The sequence below is a fragment of the uncultured Albimonas sp. genome, assembly GCF_963977235.1.
Taxonomy (GTDB): Bacteria; Pseudomonadota; Alphaproteobacteria; order Rhodobacterales; family Rhodobacteraceae; genus Albimonas.
Genome location: NZ_CAXBOD010000005.1, coordinates 113,796 through 132,648 on the forward strand (window position 1 = coordinate 113,796; position 18,853 = coordinate 132,648).

17 protein-coding genes and 1 pseudogene are annotated in these 18,853 nt (G+C 70.0%); 9 read left to right on the plus strand and 9 right to left on the minus strand.

The features are described 5' to 3' along the window. The first annotated feature begins 130 nt into the window (after positions 1-130). From AAC134_RS05765 to AAC134_RS05775, 3 genes are read left to right on the plus strand one after another with little or no spacing between them, the layout of a single operon-like run. Entirely contained in the window at positions 131-1,336 is a 1,206-nt protein-coding gene (locus AAC134_RS05765; RefSeq protein WP_339948111.1) for an acyl-CoA dehydrogenase family protein, read from the plus strand. A 13-nt stretch (positions 1,337-1,349) separates the two neighbouring features. After that, on the plus strand, positions 1,350-2,462 hold the full coding sequence (locus AAC134_RS05770; RefSeq protein ID WP_339948112.1) for an acyl-CoA dehydrogenase: 1,113 nt from the start codon (positions 1,350-1,352) through the stop codon (positions 2,460-2,462). Between the two features lie 49 nt (positions 2,463-2,511). Continuing rightward, the gene (locus tag AAC134_RS05775) at positions 2,512-3,312 is read left to right on the plus strand and encodes an enoyl-CoA hydratase-related protein (protein WP_339948113.1); all 801 of its coding nucleotides are present in this window, start codon (positions 2,512-2,514) and stop codon (positions 3,310-3,312) included. Between the two features lie 58 nt (positions 3,313-3,370). Here the strand turns inward: AAC134_RS05775 and AAC134_RS05780 are convergent, their stop codons facing one another. The 6 genes from AAC134_RS05780 to dctP form a co-directional block, all read right to left on the minus strand. Further along, entirely contained in the window at positions 3,371-4,921 is a 1,551-nt protein-coding gene (locus AAC134_RS05780; protein ID WP_339948114.1) for a long-chain-fatty-acid--CoA ligase, read from the minus strand. Positions 4,922-4,925: 4 nt separating this feature from the next. Continuing rightward, positions 4,926-5,765 carry an acetoacetate decarboxylase family protein gene (locus tag AAC134_RS05785; RefSeq protein WP_339948115.1) on the minus strand — a complete coding sequence of 280 codons (840 nt, stop codon included), beginning with the start codon at positions 5,763-5,765 and terminating at the stop codon, positions 4,926-4,928. A gap of 17 nt (positions 5,766-5,782) precedes the next feature. After that, a complete protein-coding gene (locus AAC134_RS05790) occupies positions 5,783-6,481 on the minus strand; it encodes an SDR family NAD(P)-dependent oxidoreductase (protein WP_339948116.1) in 699 nt (232 codons plus the stop codon). A 7-nt stretch (positions 6,482-6,488) separates the two neighbouring features. Beyond that, complete coding sequence (locus tag AAC134_RS05795) at positions 6,489-7,802, minus strand: TRAP transporter large permease subunit (RefSeq protein WP_339948117.1); 1,314 nt, start codon at positions 7,800-7,802, stop codon at positions 6,489-6,491. Between the two features lie 71 nt (positions 7,803-7,873). Further along, positions 7,874-8,425, minus strand: a complete 552-nt coding sequence (locus tag AAC134_RS05800; RefSeq protein WP_339948118.1) for a TRAP transporter small permease — start codon at positions 8,423-8,425, stop codon at positions 7,874-7,876. 13 nt (positions 8,426-8,438) lie between these two features. Continuing rightward, a complete protein-coding gene (gene dctP, locus AAC134_RS05805) occupies positions 8,439-9,557 on the minus strand; it encodes a TRAP transporter substrate-binding protein DctP (protein WP_339948119.1) in 1,119 nt (372 codons plus the stop codon). Between the two features lie 323 nt (positions 9,558-9,880). On the opposite strand from dctP, the gene AAC134_RS05810 reads away from it, so the two are divergent. The 4 genes from AAC134_RS05810 (at position 9,881) to AAC134_RS05825 (ending at position 14,338) form a co-directional block, all read left to right on the plus strand. Next, entirely contained in the window at positions 9,881-10,660 is a 780-nt protein-coding gene (locus AAC134_RS05810) for a MarR family transcriptional regulator (protein WP_339948120.1), read from the plus strand. A 371-nt stretch (positions 10,661-11,031) separates the two neighbouring features. Further along, positions 11,032-11,478: a MarR family transcriptional regulator gene (locus tag AAC134_RS05815; RefSeq protein WP_339948121.1), complete on the plus strand. Its 447-nt coding sequence runs from the start codon at positions 11,032-11,034 to the stop codon at positions 11,476-11,478. A 158-nt stretch (positions 11,479-11,636) separates the two neighbouring features. Continuing rightward, a complete protein-coding gene (locus tag AAC134_RS05820; protein ID WP_339948122.1) occupies positions 11,637-13,268 on the plus strand; it encodes an MFS transporter in 1,632 nt (543 codons plus the stop codon). A 14-nt stretch (positions 13,269-13,282) separates the two neighbouring features. Continuing rightward, on the plus strand, positions 13,283-14,338 hold the full coding sequence (locus tag AAC134_RS05825) for an HlyD family secretion protein (RefSeq protein ID WP_339948123.1): 1,056 nt from the start codon (positions 13,283-13,285) through the stop codon (positions 14,336-14,338). 225 nt (positions 14,339-14,563) lie between these two features. Here the strand turns inward: AAC134_RS05825 and AAC134_RS05830 are convergent, their stop codons facing one another. Both AAC134_RS05830 and AAC134_RS05835 read right to left on the minus strand, forming a co-directional pair. Continuing rightward, complete coding sequence (locus AAC134_RS05830; RefSeq protein ID WP_339948124.1) at positions 14,564-15,901, minus strand: NtaA/DmoA family FMN-dependent monooxygenase; 1,338 nt, start codon at positions 15,899-15,901, stop codon at positions 14,564-14,566. Between the two features lie 174 nt (positions 15,902-16,075). Then, positions 16,076-16,675, minus strand: a complete 600-nt coding sequence (locus tag AAC134_RS05835; RefSeq protein WP_339948125.1) for a nitroreductase — start codon at positions 16,673-16,675, stop codon at positions 16,076-16,078. 353 nt (positions 16,676-17,028) lie between these two features. On the opposite strand from AAC134_RS05835, the gene AAC134_RS05840 reads away from it, so the two are divergent. Continuing rightward, the gene (locus AAC134_RS05840) at positions 17,029-17,472 is read left to right on the plus strand and encodes a MarR family transcriptional regulator (RefSeq protein WP_339948126.1); all 444 of its coding nucleotides are present in this window, start codon (positions 17,029-17,031) and stop codon (positions 17,470-17,472) included. A gap of 115 nt (positions 17,473-17,587) precedes the next feature. Here AAC134_RS05840 and AAC134_RS05845 read toward each other — a convergent pair. Next, positions 17,588-17,737: pseudogene (locus AAC134_RS05845) on the minus strand (ABC transporter substrate-binding protein); the annotation flags it as partial. Between the two features lie 792 nt (positions 17,738-18,529). Here AAC134_RS05845 and AAC134_RS05850 point away from each other — a divergent pair. Further along, complete coding sequence (locus tag AAC134_RS05850; RefSeq protein WP_339948127.1) at positions 18,530-18,784, plus strand: ParB/Srx family N-terminal domain-containing protein; 255 nt, start codon at positions 18,530-18,532, stop codon at positions 18,782-18,784. Positions 18,785-18,853 lie beyond the last annotated feature (69 nt).

Sequence of the window (18,853 nt, forward strand, 5' to 3'; positions counted from 1 at the left end):
AGGCCCGATACGGCGCGCCCCTTGGGCCCCGCCTCCCGACCGACGCCGTCGTTCGCGCCTGCGGGCCGGCCCCGACGACCATTGCGCCGCGCGTCCCGGACATGCGCGCACAAGACTGGAGCTTCGCCGCATGAGGATCGCCTTCACCGCCGAGGACCTCGCTTTCCGGAACGAGGTGCGCCGTTTCTTCGCTGAGCAGCTGCCCGATGACCTTCGGCGCCGCCAGCGACAGGGCTTCCAGCTCTCCGGCGACGACATGCGGCGCTGGCAGCGAATCCTCCACGACCGTGGCTGGGCGGCGCCGGGATGGCCGGTGGAGCACGGCGGGACCGGCTGGACGCCGACGCAGCAGTACGTCTTTGAAGACGAGACCGGCGCCCATCACGCGCCCGAGCCCAACGTGGTCGCGATCAACCTGATCGGCCCCGTGATCTGGAAGTTCGGTTCCGACGAGATGAAGGCGCGTTTCCTGCCGCCGATCCTCAAAGGCGACATGCTCGGATGCCAGGGCTTCTCCGAACCGGATGCGGGCTCGGACCTCGCCTCGCTGCGCACGCGGGCGGTCCGCGACGGCGACGACTATGTGATCACCGGTCAGAAGATCTGGACGTCGGAAGCGCAGTTCGCCGACCAGATGATCCTGCTTGCACGCACCGATCCGGACGTGAAGCCCCAGGCCGGCCTGTCGATGATCATGGTTCCGATGGATGCGCCGGGCGTGACCTTGCGTCCGATACGGACCATCAACTTCGACCACAACGTGAACGAAGTCTTTCTGGACCAGGTGCGGGTCCCCGTTCGCGACCTGATCGGCGAGCCGGGCAAGGGCTGGTCCTACGCCAAGTTCCTGCTGACGCACGAGCGCACCTACAACGCCCACGTGAATCGCCTGAAGCGGGACCTCGACGACATCCGCGCGCTGGCTGCGCGGCCCGACGCGGCAGGGCGGCGGGCGATGGATGCGGAGTCCTTCCGCCGCGATCTTGCACGGCTGGAGACGGACGTCATCGCGCTGGACTGGTCGGTGCTGCGCACGCTGCACGGGGACATGGGGGCTGCGGGGGACTCGGCCGCGTCGTCGCTCAAGATCGAAGGGTCGGAGCTTCAGATCCGCGCCTCGGAGCTCGCGATCCGGGCGCTGGGGCTGCACGCGATGCCGCGCTACCGGAACCCCGCGAGCGAACCCTACGGCAATGACATGCCCGCCGATGCGCCGGACGACGCGCCCGGGGTGGTCACCCGATACCTGTATCGCCGCGCCTCGACGATCTTCGGCGGGTCGAACGACATTCAACGGGCCTTGATCTGGGGCGGCGCCCTGGCGACGCGGCGCTGAGCGGAGGACGCGCATGGACTTCAAACTCTCCGACGACGAGACGATGCTGCGCGACGCGGTCGCGCGCTGGCTGCGCGACGCCTACGGCTTCGAGACGCGCGAGGCCGGGCGCGCCGGGGATGCGACCGCATTCGCGCGCCGCAACTGGACTGCGATGGCCGACCTGGGCGTGCTCGCCGCGACCCTGCCCGAAAGCCTGGGCGGACTGGGCGCAGGCCCCGGGGCGATGACGCTGATCGCGGGACTGCTGGGGCGATCGCTGGCCATCGAGCCCTATGCCGAGGCGTGCGTCCTCGCCGGCCGCCTGCTTGAGGCGGCGCCGGCGGGCGCGCTGCGCGAAGACCTCGCCGCACGACTGATCTCGGGCGAGATGCTGCTGGTTCCTGCGCTATCGGAGACCGCTCACGGCTTCGCGCCCGAAACTCCCGCGACGCGCGCGCATCGCAGGGCCGCCGGAGTTTCGCTGACCGGACGGAAGATCGCGGTTGCGGGCGGGCATCTCGGCGACGCTCTGCTGGTCCCCACAGACCTCGATGGCAAGGGCATGGCGATCCTGGTCGTGCCGGTCGACGCGCCGGGCATCGAGCGGCGCGCCTATGAGACCATCGACGGGCGCGGCGCCGCCGACTTCGCCTTCGCGGACGTGGAACTGGAGGGCGGGTCCGTGCTGATCCCCCCGGGCGCCGCGGCGCCGGCTCTCGCCCTGGCGCTCGACCATGCCTGCGTGGCGCTCTGCGCCGAAGCGGTCGGGAGCATGGACGCCGTTCTCGAACAGACCACCGATCATCTGCGCCAGCGCCGCCAGTTCGGTCGCCCTCTGGCCGAGTTCCAGGTGCTCCAGCACCGGATGGCCGACATGTACGCCGAGGCCGACTTCGCGCGCTCGATGGTGTTCCAGGCCATCGCCGCGCTGGAAGGTCCCCCCGAGGCGCGCGCCCGCGGCGTCTCCGCCGCCCGCGTGCGCATCGACCGCGCCTCGCACAAGGTCGGCGGAGACGCGGTGCACAACCACGGCGGCATGGGCATGACCGAAGAGCTCCCCGTCGGTCACCACATGCGCCGACTCATGACGATCCGCATGACCTTCGGCGACACCGACCATCACCTCGACCGCTTCGCGGCCTGATCCCGACGGCGACCCAGGATCGCCGCGCTCCCCAGGAGGAAACGACCCCATGTACGACTTCGTCCAGTCGCTGAAGCTCGACCGCCGGCCCAACGGGGTGATGACGATCACGATCGACACGCCGCCGATGAACGCCATCACCAAGGCGCAGCACACCGAGCTCGTGCGTCTGATGGAGACGGTCAACCACGACCCCGACCTCAAGGTCATCGTGCTGACCGGCGCGGGGACGCGGGCCTTCTCGGCCGGCGGCGACATCAACGACATGAAGGCGGCGCTCGACCCCGCCGCCACGCCGGCCATGGCGCGGATGATCCACGAGGCGCAGAAGCTGATCTACGCCTTCATCCGCTGCGAGCGTCCGGTGATCGCCCGGGTGAACGGGCACGCCATCGGGCTCGGGGCGTCGCTGGCCTTGCTGTGCGACCTCTCCTACGCGGCCGACACGGCGAAGTTCGCGGACCCCCACGTCGCGATGGGATATGTCGCCGCGGACGGCGGCCCTGTCACCTGGCCGTTCAACATCGGCTTCGCTCGGGCCAAGGAGTTCCTTCTCACAGGCGACTCGATCGTGGCGAAGGAGGCCGCCGACTGGGGCCTGATCACCCGTGCGGTTCCCGTCGAGCGGCTCGACGAGGTCGTCTACGGCATGGCCGACCGGCTCGCGGGCGGCGCCACGCAGGCGATCAACATGACCAAGATCTCCATGAACATGGTCCTGCGCAGCATCGTCGAGAGCTCGATCGAGGGCATGGTGGGAATGGAGCTCATGTCCCATGTCTCGGAAGACCACGCCGAGGCGGTGAACGCCTTCATCGAGAAGCGCAAGCCGAACTTCACGGGGAGATGACGCGGAAGATCGCGGCCGGGGGCGGGAGCGTCGCCGCTCCCGCCCCCGGCCGGGGCTCTCAGCCCCTGGCGTAGGTCTCGCGCAGCTTCACCTTGCTGACCTTGCCGGAGGGAAGCCGCGGCAGCTCCTCGACCCAGGCCACCGCCTTGGGCGCCTTGTAGCGGGCGATCCGGTCCTTGCAGAAGGCGATCAGGTCCGCGTCGTCGCGCGCCGCCCCCGGAACGGGGATCACGACCGCGAACACGGACTCGCCCCACCTGTCGTCCGGCGTCCCGATCACCGCGACGTCGTGCACCGCGGGATGCGCCATCAGCGCCTCTTCGACCTCGCGGCAATAGACGTTCTCGCCGCCGGTGATGATCATGTCCTTGGTCCGGTCGACGAGGAAGAGATAGTCGCGCTCGTCGAGATAGCCGACGTCGCCCGAGGCGTACCAGCCCTCGCGGATCGCCTCGACGGTGGCGGCCGAGTTGTTCCAGTAGCCCGAGAACATCGAGGTCGAGCGGATGAACACCTCCCCCGGGACCCCCGGCGGACAGTCCCGCCCCTGCCCATCGAGGATGCGCAGCGCGACGTCGGGCATGCTCTGGCCAACGGAGGCGAGGCGACGGGTCTCCGCCTCCGTGCCGCCCAGCACATGCAGGTGCTTGTAGAGCATGGTGGTCGGGCCGATCTCGGTGCTGCCGTACATGTCGCAGAAGATCAGGCCCATCTTGGAGACCGCATCCTCCAGCACCCGCACCGGCATCGGGGCGGCCGCGTAGCATACCGTGTGCAGGCTCGAGAGATCCCAGGCCGTCACGTCCTGCTCGGTCAGCAGCTGCTGGATCATGGTCGGGGCCATGTGGACGATCTCGATCCGCTCGCGCTCGATGGTTTCGAGCACCGCCCGCGTGTCGAAACCGCGCTGCAGGACGACCAGGCCGCCGACGAAGCTCTGTCCGATCTGTTCGAGCTGCGCGCCGACATGGAACATCGGCATCATCAGCAGGATGCTGGTGGCGCCGGTCATGTCCATGCTCTCGGCGATCTTTCGCGCGGCCAGCAGCTCGGCGCGCTGGGTCTTCACCGCGCCCTTGGGGCGGCCGGTGGTGCCGGAGGTGTAGACCAGACGGACGAAGTCGCCGGGCTCAGGGCTCCAGGGAACCCCGCCGACGTCGCCGGCGGCGAGGAAGGTCTCGTAGTCGACGGCCCATTCGGGCGCCGCGCGCTCTGCGTCGGGAAGACAGATCCAGGTCTCGATCGAGGGCGCCTCGTGGCGGATCCGCTCCAGCAGATCAATGTACTGGGCTTCGAAGATCAGGACGCGGGGGGTCGCGTCATTGAGCATGAAGGCGACTTCAGGCGCCGCGAGGCGAAAGTTGACCGGCGCGGCGATGTAGCCCGAGATCTCGCAGGCGACGTAATAGTCCATGTACTCGGCGCAGTTCATCGCCAGCATCGAGACCCGCGCCTGCCGCTCCACCCCCGCCCGATGCAGGGCCGAGCCGAGCCGGCGACCGCGGTCGACCAGGTCGGAATAGGTGCGCCGCGCGTCGCCGCAGACCAGCGCCATGCGGTCCGGATAGCGACGCGCGTGCTGGAGCCACATTTCGGCAAGCGTATCCATCAGCTCATTCTCCCGCCGTTCGGGCCGCGAGCGGCGCGGCGGCCGACGCGCGGGTCCCGAGGCGCCGGGTGCCCAGCCTGTCGATCACCGCAGAGCCGACGCCCACGAAGGAGCGGCGCATCCGCAGGACGGGCAGGGCGGCCAGCGCCGCCATGACGTCGCTCGACGTCGGCGCCTGCGCGTGGTCCGGCGTGAACAGGCGCAGCTCCCCGCGTCCCGACCAGATGCGCTCGTAGGACCAGCGCATCACGTTCACCACGGGATAGGCCGCGTCCATCGGCCCCTCCGCGCTCTGGATCACCTTCCAGCCGAAGGCGTCGGAGCGGCGGGTCGCGGCGCGGGCCTTGTCGAGCGCGGCGCCGTCGAGCTCCACCAGGTCGGTCGCGCGCCCTTCGAGCAGCGGCGCGCCGTACTCCGTCAGGGAGAAGGCGCGGGCGCCGTCCGACTCCTCGATCGGGGTCATCTCGCCCATGATCTTGGCGTGGCCCATGAACTCGCGTCCCGAGATCATCGGCAGCGCGTCCGAGACCCACAGCACCAGCATGTAGGGGGCGCGAAGGGTCTCTCCGTCGCCCTCGTGGATGCAGTTCGCGCCGATCAGCGTTTCCGAATAGCTGCGGCCGCCGATGTAGTCGACGCCGTCATAGGTGATCCGCGAGACCATCACCGAGGCGGGCTCGACCAAACGGAACGCGGAGGGGACCAGCGCCGCCAGCGCGTCCGGGTCCGTCTCGAACGACAGCGAGACCGTATGGACGCGGGGGATCTCGGAACGGTCCGGGATGCGCGTCGGCCCGAAGACCGCGGGCATCAGGTAGCGTCGGTTGCGGATGAAGTCGCTCATGTGCTTGGTCCTTGAAGTCAGCTGATCCAGCCGCCGTTGACGTCGTAGACGCTGCCGGTCACGTAGCTCGCGCCCGGGCCCGCGAGGAAGCGGACGACCTGGGCAATCTCGTCGGGGTCGGCCATGCGGGCCATCGGCACGACCTGGAACTGGGCGGCGAGCTGCGCCTCGCCCAGGGTCGCGGTCATCGCGGTGGCGACCATGCCCGGCGCCACCGCGTTCGCCCGGATCCCGAGCGGCGCCAGCACGCGGCCCAGCGACTTGGTCAGCGCGATCATCGCAGCCTTGGAGGCGGCGTAGTCGACGGTCGGGCTGCCGAGCTTCCCGGAGATCGAGGCGACGTTGACGATGGCCCCCCCACGCCCCTCGGCCTTGAGCGCGCGCGCCATGCGCTGACACAGGAAGAAGGGCGCCCGGGCGTTCACCGCCTGGGTCAGGTCGTAGGCCTCGGGCGTCACGTCGAGGAAGTCCGCGGGGCGGAACACGCCCGCATTGTTGACCAGCACATCGGGCGCGCCGTGCTCGGCGATCAGCGCCTCCATGACGGCGAGCGCTGCCGGCAGGTCGGCCAGGTCGGTCCGCCGCCAGGCGCCCGACCAGTCTTCGGGGGCCGGGGCCGCGTCGATTCCGACGATCTCGGCCCCGTCGGCGCCCAGGGCGCGCGCGATGGCCAGGCCGATGGCGCCTCCGGCGCCGGTGACGAATGCGAGGGTCATGCGTGTCTCAACGATACAGAAGCTGGTTGGGAAGGAAGGTCGACAGGATCGGGAACCCGATCAGGAGGGTCATGATCACCACCTCGGCCAGCAGAAAGAGGCCGACGCCGCGGAAGATCGTGGTCAGCGGTATCCGGTCGCCGACAACCCCTTTGACGACGTAGACGTTCAGCCCGACCGGCGGCGTGATCATGCCGATCTCGAGATACTTGACGATGATGACGCCGGCCCAGATCGGGTCGATGTTCGCCTGCTTCATCAGCGGGTAGAGCACCGGCAGCGTCAGCAGCATCACGCCGAGCCCGTCCAGAAAGCACCCCAGCACCAGATAGATGACGGAGAGGCCGAGGATCAGGGTCAGCGGGTCCAACCCCAGCCCGCCCACTTGCTGGGACAGGAACCGCGGCACGCCGGCGAAGGCGAAGAACCGGGTCAGCAGCATCGCCCCGATCGCCACGAAGAAGATCGAGGATGTGCTGACCAGCGTCTCGACCACGCTGCGCCGGAAGGCCTCCACGCTCAGCGCGCCGCGCGCGGCGGCGATAACGAGCGCGAAGATCGCCCCCAGGGCCGCCGCCTCGGTCGCCGTGGCCACCCCTGCATAGATCGAGCCGACCACCCCCATCACCAGGATCGGCAGCGGCCAGATCTCGAGCAGCGAGGCGAAGCGGTCCGACCAGCTGACCTCTTCCCTGATCGGGGGCGCGGTCTCGGGCTTCCACATGCTTCGCGCGACCACGAAGACGGAATAGATCACCGCCGTCAGGATTCCGGGAATGATGCCCGCCAGCAGCAGCGCGCCAATGGAGGTCTCGGTGTACCAGCCATAGAGCACGAACATGATCGAGGGCGGGATCAGCGCCCCCAGGGTCCCCGCCGCCGCCACCGCGCCGGAGGCCAGCGCCGGATCGTAGCCGTGCTTGAGCATCTGCGGGATCGCCAGCCGCCCCATGGCCGCGCAGGTGGCGAGCGACGAGCCCGAGGCCGCGGCGAAGCCGGCGGAGGCGAAGTTGGTCGCGACCGCCAGCCCGCCCGGCAGCCGGCTGAGCCAGAGGCGGGCCGCTTCGAAGAGACCGTTGGTCAGCCCGGTATGGAAGGCGATGGAGCCCATGAAGATGAACATCGGCACGGCGCTCAGCGCCCAGCTCGCGCCGAACTCCATCGGCATGTCGCCGAAGATCGACAAGGTGGCGGACGTCCCGCGCACCAGCATCAGTCCGCCCAGCGACACCGCGCCGAGCGCGATCGCGATCGGGACGCGCAAGGCCATCAGAAGCAGGAGCAAGGGGATCGCGGACAGACCTACGGCAAGGTTCGACATGCGTCTCTCGTCACGGGCCGCGGCGCGCAGGCGCCGGCAGGAAGGAGGGGAGCGCGCCGGCGGCGGCGCGCTCACTCGACTTCGGTCAGGGCGGCGGTCTCGATCTCGCGGAAGGTGGGCTCGCCGCGTCCGGTCACGGCGTACGCCAGGTCGATCAGGGTCTGAGCCAGCGTGACCAGGAACATCAGTCCGAACGCCAGCGGCAGCAGCCAGCGCGCCGGCCAGACCGGCAGGAGCCAGTCGGTCACGTCGCGGAATTCGCGGATCGCGGTGGCGTCGAGCGCCTGGTTGAAGACCAGCCAGGAAAGCAATCCGACGTAGACCGCGGCCAGGGCCCCCACCAGCACGTCTAGCCCCGCCTTGGCGCGGGGCGGGACGCCCATCGTGAACAGCTCCACCATCAGGTGCTGGCGGCGGAGCTGCACGAAACCGATGGGCAGGTAGACCAGCGACACCATCAGGTAGGAGGAGACGACCTCCAGCGTGCCCGGGATCGGCGCCGCCAGCAGATACTTGCCGGCCACGTCGAGGGAGACCAGGAACATCAGCGCCACCAGCGCCAGCCCGCCGAGCGCCATCAGCGCCACGGCGAGCCGGTCGAGCGCGTCGCGAAGGCGTCGCATCCGCATGCCCCGCTCAGTCCAGCGCGACGCGCGCGTAGATCTCCGACTGGACCCTGGCGCCGAATGCGTCCCACTGCGCCTGCGTCCAGGGCTGCTCGCCGATCTCTTCGGCGATCGCCTGCCACTTGACCACGTTCTGCTGATAGCGCGCGACGATGCCCTCGGGGTTCTCCACGCCGCGTTCGCGGGCCGTGGCGAGCACGAGGTCGATCTGCTTCTCCTGGAAATCCTTCACCGCCGAAGCGAGCTCCGCCGTCGGCTCGACAACCTTCAGGCCCTTCTCGTTCACGCCGGTTTCGAGCGCCTCGTCGGCGACCTCGAGGTTCACGCGGGCGTGGTCGGACATCAACTTGCCCAGGCCGCCGATCCAGCGCTGTCGGTCATCGGCGGACATGCCTTTCCACAGGTCCTGGTTGACGAGCAGCAGGCCGTAGGAGTTGAAGGTGCCCAGCGACAGGTCGGTCAGGGTCTTGGCCACATCCCACACCTGCACGCCCTTGAGGTTCGACGCGCCGAGGATGGTGCAGTCGATCTGGCCTCGCTGCATGCCCTCGTAGATCTCGTTGTAGGCGATGTTGACCGTGGTGCCGCCCATCTGGGCGACGAGCTGACTGAGCACGCCGGTGGCGCGCACCTTCTTCCCCTGCAGGTCCGCGGGCGTCGCCACCGCGTCGCTGCGGCACATGAAGTTGTAGGGTTCGGTCGCGACGTTGATCAGGACTTCGACGCCGACCCGATCCATCTCCTCGCGGCACTGCGGGCAGTCGATCAGCATCGTCTCGGTCGTCGCCGCGGCGGCGACGGGGGTGTTGTTGCCGGGGAAATCGCCGATCATGGAGATCACCGGGATCTCGGACGGGGCATAGGCGTAGATGACCACGGCGCTGTCGACGGCGCGGGACTTCACCGCGCTAAGCGCGTTGCCGCCCGACGCGACGGCCCCTCCGCCGATGATCTGCACCGTGTCCGCCGCCCCCTCCGGCGCGACGGCGTCGAAATAGGCGCGCATCACCTGGTTGTCGCGGTGATCGTCAGGCGAGTGGGAGCTGTAGACCAGCTCCGCGGCCTGAGCGCCGCTTGCGGCGGCGGCCGCGACGGCCAGGGCCGCCGCCAGGGTCATCTTCGTATTCATGTGGCGTCTCCTCCCTATGGTCCGGCGTCTTTGGGCGCGCCGGAAATCCGGATCTTCGGCGGACGCGGTCAGCCTGCGGCGGCGCATTGGCGCGCCGCATCTCCTTCGCGCCGAGAAGTCCTCCTTGATCGTCTATGCCTCACACTTTGGGAATTGCGCTGTCAAGCAGAATTTGAAGTTGGTTTCAAAAATGCTTCGTGATCCAAGGAGCCGCGCCTTTTCCGCTTGCGAGATCTTACAGGTCTTGCCCGGGTGTGCGTCGGTGGGTTCTATGCTCACGTGCGTCTCATATTTCGAGATGAGTATCCGGAAGGCGACTGGGCATGAACGGCTCGACCGACGAGGGCCCACCTGCGGCGAACAAGAACGCGGGCACGCAGACGATCCTCAGGATCGTCGACATTCTCGGCCTGACGGCCAGTCAGGGCGCGCAGGGCGCCTCGACCGCCGCGATCGCAGACCGCCTCGGACTGTCCCGGGCCACGGCCCACCGCATGGTGAAGGCTCTGCGCGACGCGGAGCTTCTGCGCCGCGATCCGGTAGACGGTCGGCTCCGCATCGGGCGTCTGGTCTGGGAACTGGGGCTGGGCGCCGTGATGGAGATCGAGGACGGGCTCGCCCTTCGCCCGACGGTCGACGCCGTGGCTCGGCGCACCGGGCACACCGCCTATCTGCTCGCCCGCCACGGACTGGACTCGGTCTGCATCTACCGGGCCGAGGGCCGTTCGGTCCTGCGCGCGATCCCGGTCGAGCCGGGCCAGCGGCGCGCGCTCGGCCTTGGCACCGGTGGCGTCGCGATGCTCAGCGCCTACGATCCTTCGGAGATCGCGCGCATCGTGCGCGCCCGGAGGGAGGCGTTCGACTCCATCCCCGGCCTGACGGAGGAGCGCGTGATCGCGCTTGCGATGGCGGCGAAGCCGGACGGGCTGGTGGTCAGCCATGCGAACTTCCTGCCGGGCGTCACCGGCATTGGGCTGCTCGTCCCCTGTCGGCCCAACGACCCTCGCTTCGCCGTCACCATCGCGGCTCCGTCCGCCTCCCTCACCGCGCAGGATGAACAGAGGGTGCGGAAGGTCCTGCGCTCGGAGGTTCTGCGGGAGTGACGTCGCCCCGCGATCCCGGTCCCTCGCATCGCGACCGGGGCCAGGCGCGACCAACCCACCGCCGACTTCGATGAGCCGAGGGCGGTTCCCTGCGCCGCGTCTGCGCGCCGCCCCCCTGCTCCATCCGCCGCCAGGCGTGGAACTGACGATGCCGACGACTCCGGATCGTCGGAGGGGAGTTTCAGCGCAGGCGGATGCGCCTTCGCCGCCCGATCCCGAGATCTGTTCATGGTTGGAGGCGCCGCCGTCCGGCTGACGCGAGCCCGAGCGAAGCGAGCGATCATTTCGGCGTGCTTGCCCCTTTCCTCCTTGCAGCCTCGGGCCCGCCCGATTAGATGCACGGCTAACTTTTAGGGAGCTACTGAGTCGCTATGACCGATCCCGCAGACGTGAGGGCCGTGCTCCTCCGCACCCTCGGCGCGGTGACGCGCAAGGCGCGCACGCTCTTCGACGCCCGCACCGGCGCCTATGACCTCACCGAGGCGCGGGCCCGGCTGCTGCTTCACCTGTCGCGGAGCGGGCCGCTGACGCAGGGCGAGCTGGCCGACGCGATGGAGGTGGAGCGGCCGACCATGGCGCGGCTGATCGACGGCATGGAGGCGGGCGGCCTGGTGCGCCGGAAAGTCGTTCCCGGCGACCGGAGGCAGCGCCACATCGTGCTGACCCCGGCCGCGCAGGGCCAGGCCGAGGCGGTGCTCGCGCTCACCGAGCGGCTGTGCGCGGAGATCCTCGCGGACATCCCGGACGAGGACCTCGTCGTCACGCAGCGCGTGCTGTGCCGGATGCTCGAGAACGTGGCGGCCGCGGCACGATCATGAGCGAGGACGGCGAAACCCCGCGGCAGGCCCCCCGGCCGGCGCCGAGCGCGACGGCGGAGCCGCCGCGGCCAAGCGCGTCGCCCGCGCAAGACGGGGGAGCCGGGCAGCCGGACCCCGCGGACCGCGCGCCGGAGGCCGAGGCCCCCAGCGGGCTGACGATGCCCGCCTGGCGCGCCTGGGGCTATTTCGCGACCGCCGTCGTGCTCGCGCTGGCGCAGGGCTTCGGGCAATCCGTGATCTCGGCCAACGCCCAGCAGTTGCAGGGAAGCTTCGCCACGACCCAGGCCGAGACCGCCTGGCTGACGGCGGCCTACATGGCCCCGAACGTCTCGCTCACGCTGGCGCTGATCAAGATCCGCGGCCAGTTCGGCATCCGCCGCTTCGCCGAGATCTCGATCCTCGGCTTCGTGCTGGCGGCGCTGCTGAACGTCTCGGCCGAGGGGTTCGGACCCCATCTCGCCGTGCGGTTCCTCTCGGGGGTCGCCGCCGCGCCGATGACCTCGCTCGCCTTCCTCTACATGCTCGAGCCGCTGCCGGATCATCGCAAGATGAACGTCGGCCTCTCGGCGGCGCTGACCGTCATCTTCATGGGCTCCCCGGTCACGCGGCTGATCTCGCCGCACCTCCTCGACGTCGGCATGTGGGAGGCGCTGACCCGCATGGAGGCGGCGCTCGCCGCGATCGGGCTCGGGCTGATCTACCTCCTGCCGCTGAAGACCCCGCCGATGCCGATGCGCATCGAGGCGGGGGACGTGATCTCGTTCCTGTTCATCGCCGTCAGCTTCGGCTGCCTGGCGGTGGCGGCCGTCGTCGGCCCGATCTACTGGTGGACCGAGCGGGCCTGGCTGGGGCTGCTGATCGCGGGCGGAATCGGGGCCTTCGCGGTGGCGGCCTGCATCGAGCTCAACCGCGCGGAGCCGCTGCTCGACATCCGCTGGCTCGCCAGCCCCGCGATCCTGCACTTCACCGCCGCGATCCTCCTGTTCCGGCTGGTGCTGAGCGAGCAGACCTCCGGCGCGGCCGGCCTGTTCCGGTCCCTGGGGCTTCTCAACGATCAGATGCAGGGCCTGTGGCTGGTCGTGCTGGGGGCGACGCTGCTGGGCGGCGCGATCTGCGCCGTGCTGCTGAAACCGGGGCGGGAGTTCCGCTTCCATGCCGTGGCGCTGGTTCTGCTGATCGCGGGATCGCTGATGGACGCGCGCGCCACCGTGCAGACGGCGCCCGCGGACATGTATCTCTCGCAGGCGATGATCGGCCTCGCCGCGGCGCTGTTCCTGCCGCCGGCGCTGCTGTCGGGCCTGATGTCGGCGCTGGCGAAGGGGCCGAACTACATCCTGACCTTCGTGATCGTGTTCCTGACCACGCAGAAGCTCGGCGGCTTCTTTGGCGCCGCGCTGTTTTCCAGCTTCGTGCAGGTCCGGCAGCGCCTTCACGCCGAGCGCCTGTCCGAGGGGCTGGCCGGCGCCGACCCGCTGGTCGCGGAGCGTCTGGACGCCGTGCGGGCGGGGCTCTCGCCGCAGGTCGGCGACGCCGCGCTGGTCTCGGCCGAGGCCGTCTCCCGGCTCGCGGGGGAGGTCCAGTCCCAGGCGTCCGTCATGGCCTATGACGACGCCTTTCTGGCCACCGCCGCGGCGTCGGCCGTGGCGCTGGCGCTGATGCTGGGCCACGCGGCCCTGAAGACATGGCGGGACCGCGCCGCCGCCGCCGCCGCCGCCGCCCCGGCGCCGGCGAGCCTGGAGACGCAGGACCGCGCTCCGGCCGCCGCGCCGCCCCGCGCGCAGGCCGCCTAGCACCGAGGTTGCAGATGCTTTCGAATATCACCCGCCATGTCGCGACCTTCCTCGCCGCCGCCGTGGGCCTGCTTGGCGTGGCGGGCGTGCTCTACGCCTGGGGCCTGCCGCCCTTCGAGCCCACGGCGCAGGCGACCGAGGACGCCTATGTCCGGGGCAAGGTGACCTTTCTCGCCCCGCAGGTGGCCGGAGAGGTGGTGGAGGTCGCGGCGGAGGATTTCGCCGAGGTCGAAGCGGGCGACCTGATCGTGCGCATCGACGACGCGACCTACGCCCAGCAGCTCGCGCAGGCCGAAGCCCAGCTCGACGCCGCGCGCGCCGATCTCGCGAGCGCCAGCCAGGAGCGCCTGTCGGCGGAGGCCAATGTCGAGGCCGCCGACGCCGGGGTCGCGTCCGCCCGGGCCGCGCTGGAGGTGGTGCGCGCCGAGCTCGACCGGGCGACCGAGCTGCGCAGCCGCGGCGTGGTCACCGAGCGCGAGGCGCAGGCCCGCCGGCTCGCCTTCGACCAGGCCGGCGCCACGTTGCGCCAGGCCGCGGCGCAGGCCGAGACCGCCCGGCAGGACGTGGACGCGGTCGCCGTCGAGCGCCGATCCCGCGCCGCCGCCGTCGAGGAGGCGGAGGCGGCGGTGGAGCTGGCCCGCATCGACCTCGCCCATACCCGCATCCGCGCGCCGGTCGCCGGCAAGCTCGGGGAGGTGTCGGCGCGGGTCGGTCAGTACGTGACGCCCGGCGCGCGGCTCGCCTCGCTGGTTCCGGCGCGCAAATGGATCGTCGCCAACTTCAAGGAGACCCAGCTGTCGGGCCTGCACGTGGGGGACCCGGTCCGCTTCACCGTCGACGCCCTGGGCGACGCGGAGCTCACCGGGCGCATCGAGGGCTTCTCTCCCGCCACCGGCTCGGAGTTCAGCGTGCTGGGACCCTCCAACGCCACCGGCAATTTCATCAAGATCGCGCAACGCCTGCCGGTGCGGATCGCGATCGACCCCGACCAGCGTCTCGCCGACCGCCTGGCGCCCGGCATGTCGGTCGTGGCCCGGGTGCAGACCGTCCCGAAGCCCGGGCGGCCCTGAGCCTTGCAGGAGCGGCAGGCGATCGACCAGCCTGCCGCAGCGCGGCGGACGCGCCTGTGACCCTGTCCTGGCGACCGGTCCGACGTCACGACAGACCGCGTACGTCGATCCGTCGGAACAGCTTCGTGCCGCCCGATTACTTCCGGATCCTTGACGGACCGCGCGGCGTCCGGGGGATCTCGAAAGTCGCCGGCCGCCCGCCGGCTGTCCGCCGGGTCCCGTGGATCAGCGCGTCGCGGCGGCGAGGCGCGGGTCGGGGCCGTATTGGTCGGGAACCCCGAGGTTCTCCCGCAACGTGGCGCCGATGTAGTCCTGCGGATAAAGCCCCCGGTCCCGCAGGAGAGGGACGACCTGATCGACGAAGGCGTCCACGCCGTCTTCGAAAACGTCGGGCAGGATCCAGAAACCGTCCGCTGCGCCGGCCTCGAACCACCTCTGCAGATGGTCGGCATGCACCTCGGGAGGCCCGACGGCGACGGGGTGATAGTCGATCACCCCATGGGCCAGGACATCGCGGGGGGACCAGCCCTGACGCGCCACCTCCAGCGCAATGCCCGCTCGCGGATCGCCGGAGGCGACGCGCGCCTTCGCCAGGTCTTCGGGCGTGAGGGGGACGTCGATCCGTGCGGGATCGAGGCGCAGTCCGAGCATGGCGCCCAGGGCGGGAAGCCGCGCCTCGATGGCCCCGTCGGACAGGGCGATGCGCCGGTCCAGCCCCTCCCGGACCGTCGGCGCCACCGTGGTCATCAGGCCGACGAAGTACTTGATCTCGTCGGGATCCCGACCCGCGTCGCGGGCCGCGTTCCGCAGCATCTCGCGCTGCGCGCGTCCCTCCTCGATCGTCCAGACCTCGGCGATGAACCCGCTGGCATAGCGGCCAGCCAGCGCGAGCATGTGCGGGCTGGGAGCGCCGGAACTGAAGATGACCGGCTGCCCCTGTTCCGACGGGGGGATCGGCAGGGGACCGCGCGATCCGACATGCTTGCCCCGAAGGTTGACCGGTTGCAGCTTGTCGGGGTCCAGATAGCGTCCCGTCTCGGCGTCCTTGATCCAGGCGTCGCGTCGCCAGCTGCCCCACAGGGCCTGCACGATCTGGATCGTCTCATGCGCCCGCTGGTAGCGGACGGTCCGCTCGGCCACTGGCATGCCGTAGTTCGCCGCCACGGCGGGATCGCTGGTCGTCACGGCGTTCCAGCCGACGCGGCCCCGGCTCATCACGTCCAGCGCCTTGAACTGGCGGGCGGTGTTGAACGGCTCCTGGAACGACGTCGATCCGGTCGCGACGAGCCCGATGCGGCGCGTCGCCTGCGCGATCGCGGCGAGATGCAGCATCGGCTCCATGATGTTCTGGATGCCGCCCCGGTCCTCGCCGCCGCGCAGGATCGGAAAGTCGGGGGTGAACACGAACGAGAACCCGCCGCGTTCGGCGGCCTGGGCGTAGCGGACGTTGGCCTCCACGCGGGCGTAGTTCTCCGGATCGACGCCGGGGGCCCGCCACGATCCGGGCAACATGCCGTAGCCCGAGGTGAGGCCAATCCCGAGGATCATCTTCTTGTCGGTCATGGTCGGTCTCCGGAGTCGACGTCCGCCTGCCTGGCAGGCGCGCACGCCGGGATCCGTCTCCTGCAAGGGGGTCGCGGGGACGGCGCCCTGCCGCGTGGCGGGGCGCCGCGTGGGATGGCTTCGGGCCGGATGCGCATGATCCCCGAGCGAAGCCGACGGGCCGAGAGCCGCAGCTCAGAACCCCTGGAACGTGACGAGATCCGAAAGCGGCGCCCGGTCGCGCCGGAAGCGGTTGACGGCCGCGTCGGGGTCGCGATGTCCGATCGCCAGTCCGCAGAACAGCAGCGTGTCCTCCGACAGCCCGAGATGGTCCTTGATCGTGCGGCCGTACATGCCGAGCGCCTCCAGCGGACAGCTGTCGAGACCCTCGCCCCGCAGGGACAGCATGATCGTCTGCAGCCACATGCCCATGTCCGACCACTGCGCCTCCTTCATCCACTTGGGGAAGTGGCACAGGAGCAGCACCGGCGCCGCGAAGGCTTCGGCATTGCGCCGGCCCCAGGCCTCACGCGCGTTCTTGTCGTCGCGCGAGATCTCGAGGGCGTCGTACATCGCAGCGGCGAAGCCCGTGTACCGCCCCCGGTACCGCTCGACCCGAGACGGCGCCAGGAAGTCGTACTCGAGCGGATCGTCCGGCGCGCTCGCGGCCAGCCGGTCGGTCAGCGCCTTCAGGGGAGCGCCGGTGAGGAGGGTGGCTTCCCATGGCTGGAAGTTGCAGCCGGACGGCGCCCAGCGCGCCTGCTCCATCACGCGCGTCATCGTTTCGAGGGACACGGGGGGCATCGGTGAAGGCGCGGATCGAGCGCCGGCTGGCGATGGCTTCCGCGACGCTCATCGAGGGCGCCGGATCCGGGAGGTCGTCCGGCAGGAGGGAGGAGCGGGCGTGGGCGATTGACGTCATGGGTCTTTCCATCGGTTCCAGAAGGTCCGGCCGTCAGGCATCCTGAGGCCGGGACGTCGGGCTTTGCGGCTGGCGCGATCAGCCGTCATCGGTTCAGCCATTTGCGCATCGACCCGCCGACAGCCGGCAAGCGGTCCTGGCGACGTAGACGCGCAGAATCGGCCTTCCCTCCGCTGCGTCGAGAATTATATAGTGCGCAAGATAATCGAGCGCTAGGGGGTGGTCCATGACGTCTTCGCCGACCGGGAAGAGGCGTGAACTCGACAAGCAGCTGTCCTTTGCGCTCTACGGCGCGGCGCACCGCGTCGCCCGGATGCACAAGCCCTTCCTCGAGCCCCTCGGCCTGACCTTTCCGCAGTATCTGGCGATGATCGCGCTGCTCGATGACGCGCCGATCGGGGTGGGGGAGCTGGGCGGCCGTCTCGGCATGGACACCGGCACCATCACTCCGCTGGTCAAGCGCCTCGAGGCCGCCGGCCTGGCGAGCCGCTCCAGGGACACCGTCGACGAGCGAAGGGTGCTCGTCGACCTGACCCCTGCCGGACGGGCATCCGACGAGGCTGTCCGGGGTGTGGCCGGTCGGATCGTTTCGGCCTGCCGGTTGACCGACGCGGACGCGGAGGTGCTGCACGGCATGCTGCGCACGCTCGGGATGGGCGAGGACGGTTGACCAGCGTCCCCGGCCCGTCCGTCCCATTCTCGGCCGTCATCTCCTCGATTTGCAGCCAGGCGAGCGGCCGCGGCTTGTCCCGCGCGATCGCAAGCGCGTTGGGCGCCGCCGCCGCATCCCTCGCGCTTCCGTCCTGGAACCGGCCCCCCTGTCGCAGCGCGAACCGCCAGGTCAGCCCGTCGTCCGAGACCTTCCACCCAGCCGCGAGCCCGGGCGTCAGCCGGCCCTGCGCGTCGGCCTCGTCCAACGTCTCAGCGATGCACATGCGGGTGAGGAAGTCGTCCGAGGTCGAGGGCTCCGGCCCCTGACTCTCGAATTGCGCGGCGACGGTCAGGCGCCTCACCTCTTGCGCCTCGGCAAGCGCGAGCGGCGGCAGGACGAGCGCGGTGGCGAGCCCGGCGAATCTGCGCACGGGAACGCTCCGTCCCGTCTTGGGGCGAGGGGGCCGCGGCCGGCGGCTGACTGTGATATTGCATCATATTATAGTGCAACTTTCTATCGGGTCGCCGCGTCCCGATCACTTGGGCTCCATTTGCTCATCGGGAAGAAAGAGGAGCCAACCGCCAAGTCAAAGCACGTCAGATGCAGATGGGGATGGCGCCTCTTGAGAGCCGAATTCTGCCGCCGTGACGTTGCTCGGATGCTGACATCGGCAGCCGATCGATATCTACGACGCCACAGCATTCCTCTTCATTCGATCGCGTTTTTGATGAGGTCCAGCGCGCCGGCGCAGTGCGCTTCGCGGCGGCGAGCGCGCCTGGTCGCTGGAGGGGGCGCTTGGTTATCGCGAAGCCTGCCAGATGTCGCATGACCAAGGGTTCCGCCTGCAGTGCACCCGGGTGCAACAGAAAGATCCGGTTCGCCTCTTGAGCGCGGAGGATGCTCTCCCATCTCGCTGAAACCACCCGCCTTCACGAGCAGCACGCGCGATCCGCACAGAGCAGCACAGAACGCCCCGCTCCTCATGGACCCTCCGGTCCGTGGGACGAGGGCATGCGTGCGCTCGCGTCCCATGAGGAGCTTCCGGCCGCCTCGGCGGCCAACCTTGGAGGCCGTCATGGCTCGCAACAGTGCTGCTCGCCGTCACCCTGAGACGGACCCGATCGATCCTCGCCGCCTGGCGCCTACGCTGGCCATGGAGGAGCGCCCCGTGGGGACGCTCGCGCCCTACGCCAACAACGCGCGCCGGCATTCGGACAAGCAGATCGAGAAGATCGCCGGCTCGATTCGCAGCTTCGGCTTCGTGAACCCGATCCTGATCGACGCGCAGGGCGGCGTCGTGGCCGGGCATGGCCGGCTGGAGGCCGCCTGAGCGAGGCCGAGAAGCGGGCCTATGTGATCGCCGACAACCGGCTGGCGGAGCTGGCCGACTGGGATCGCG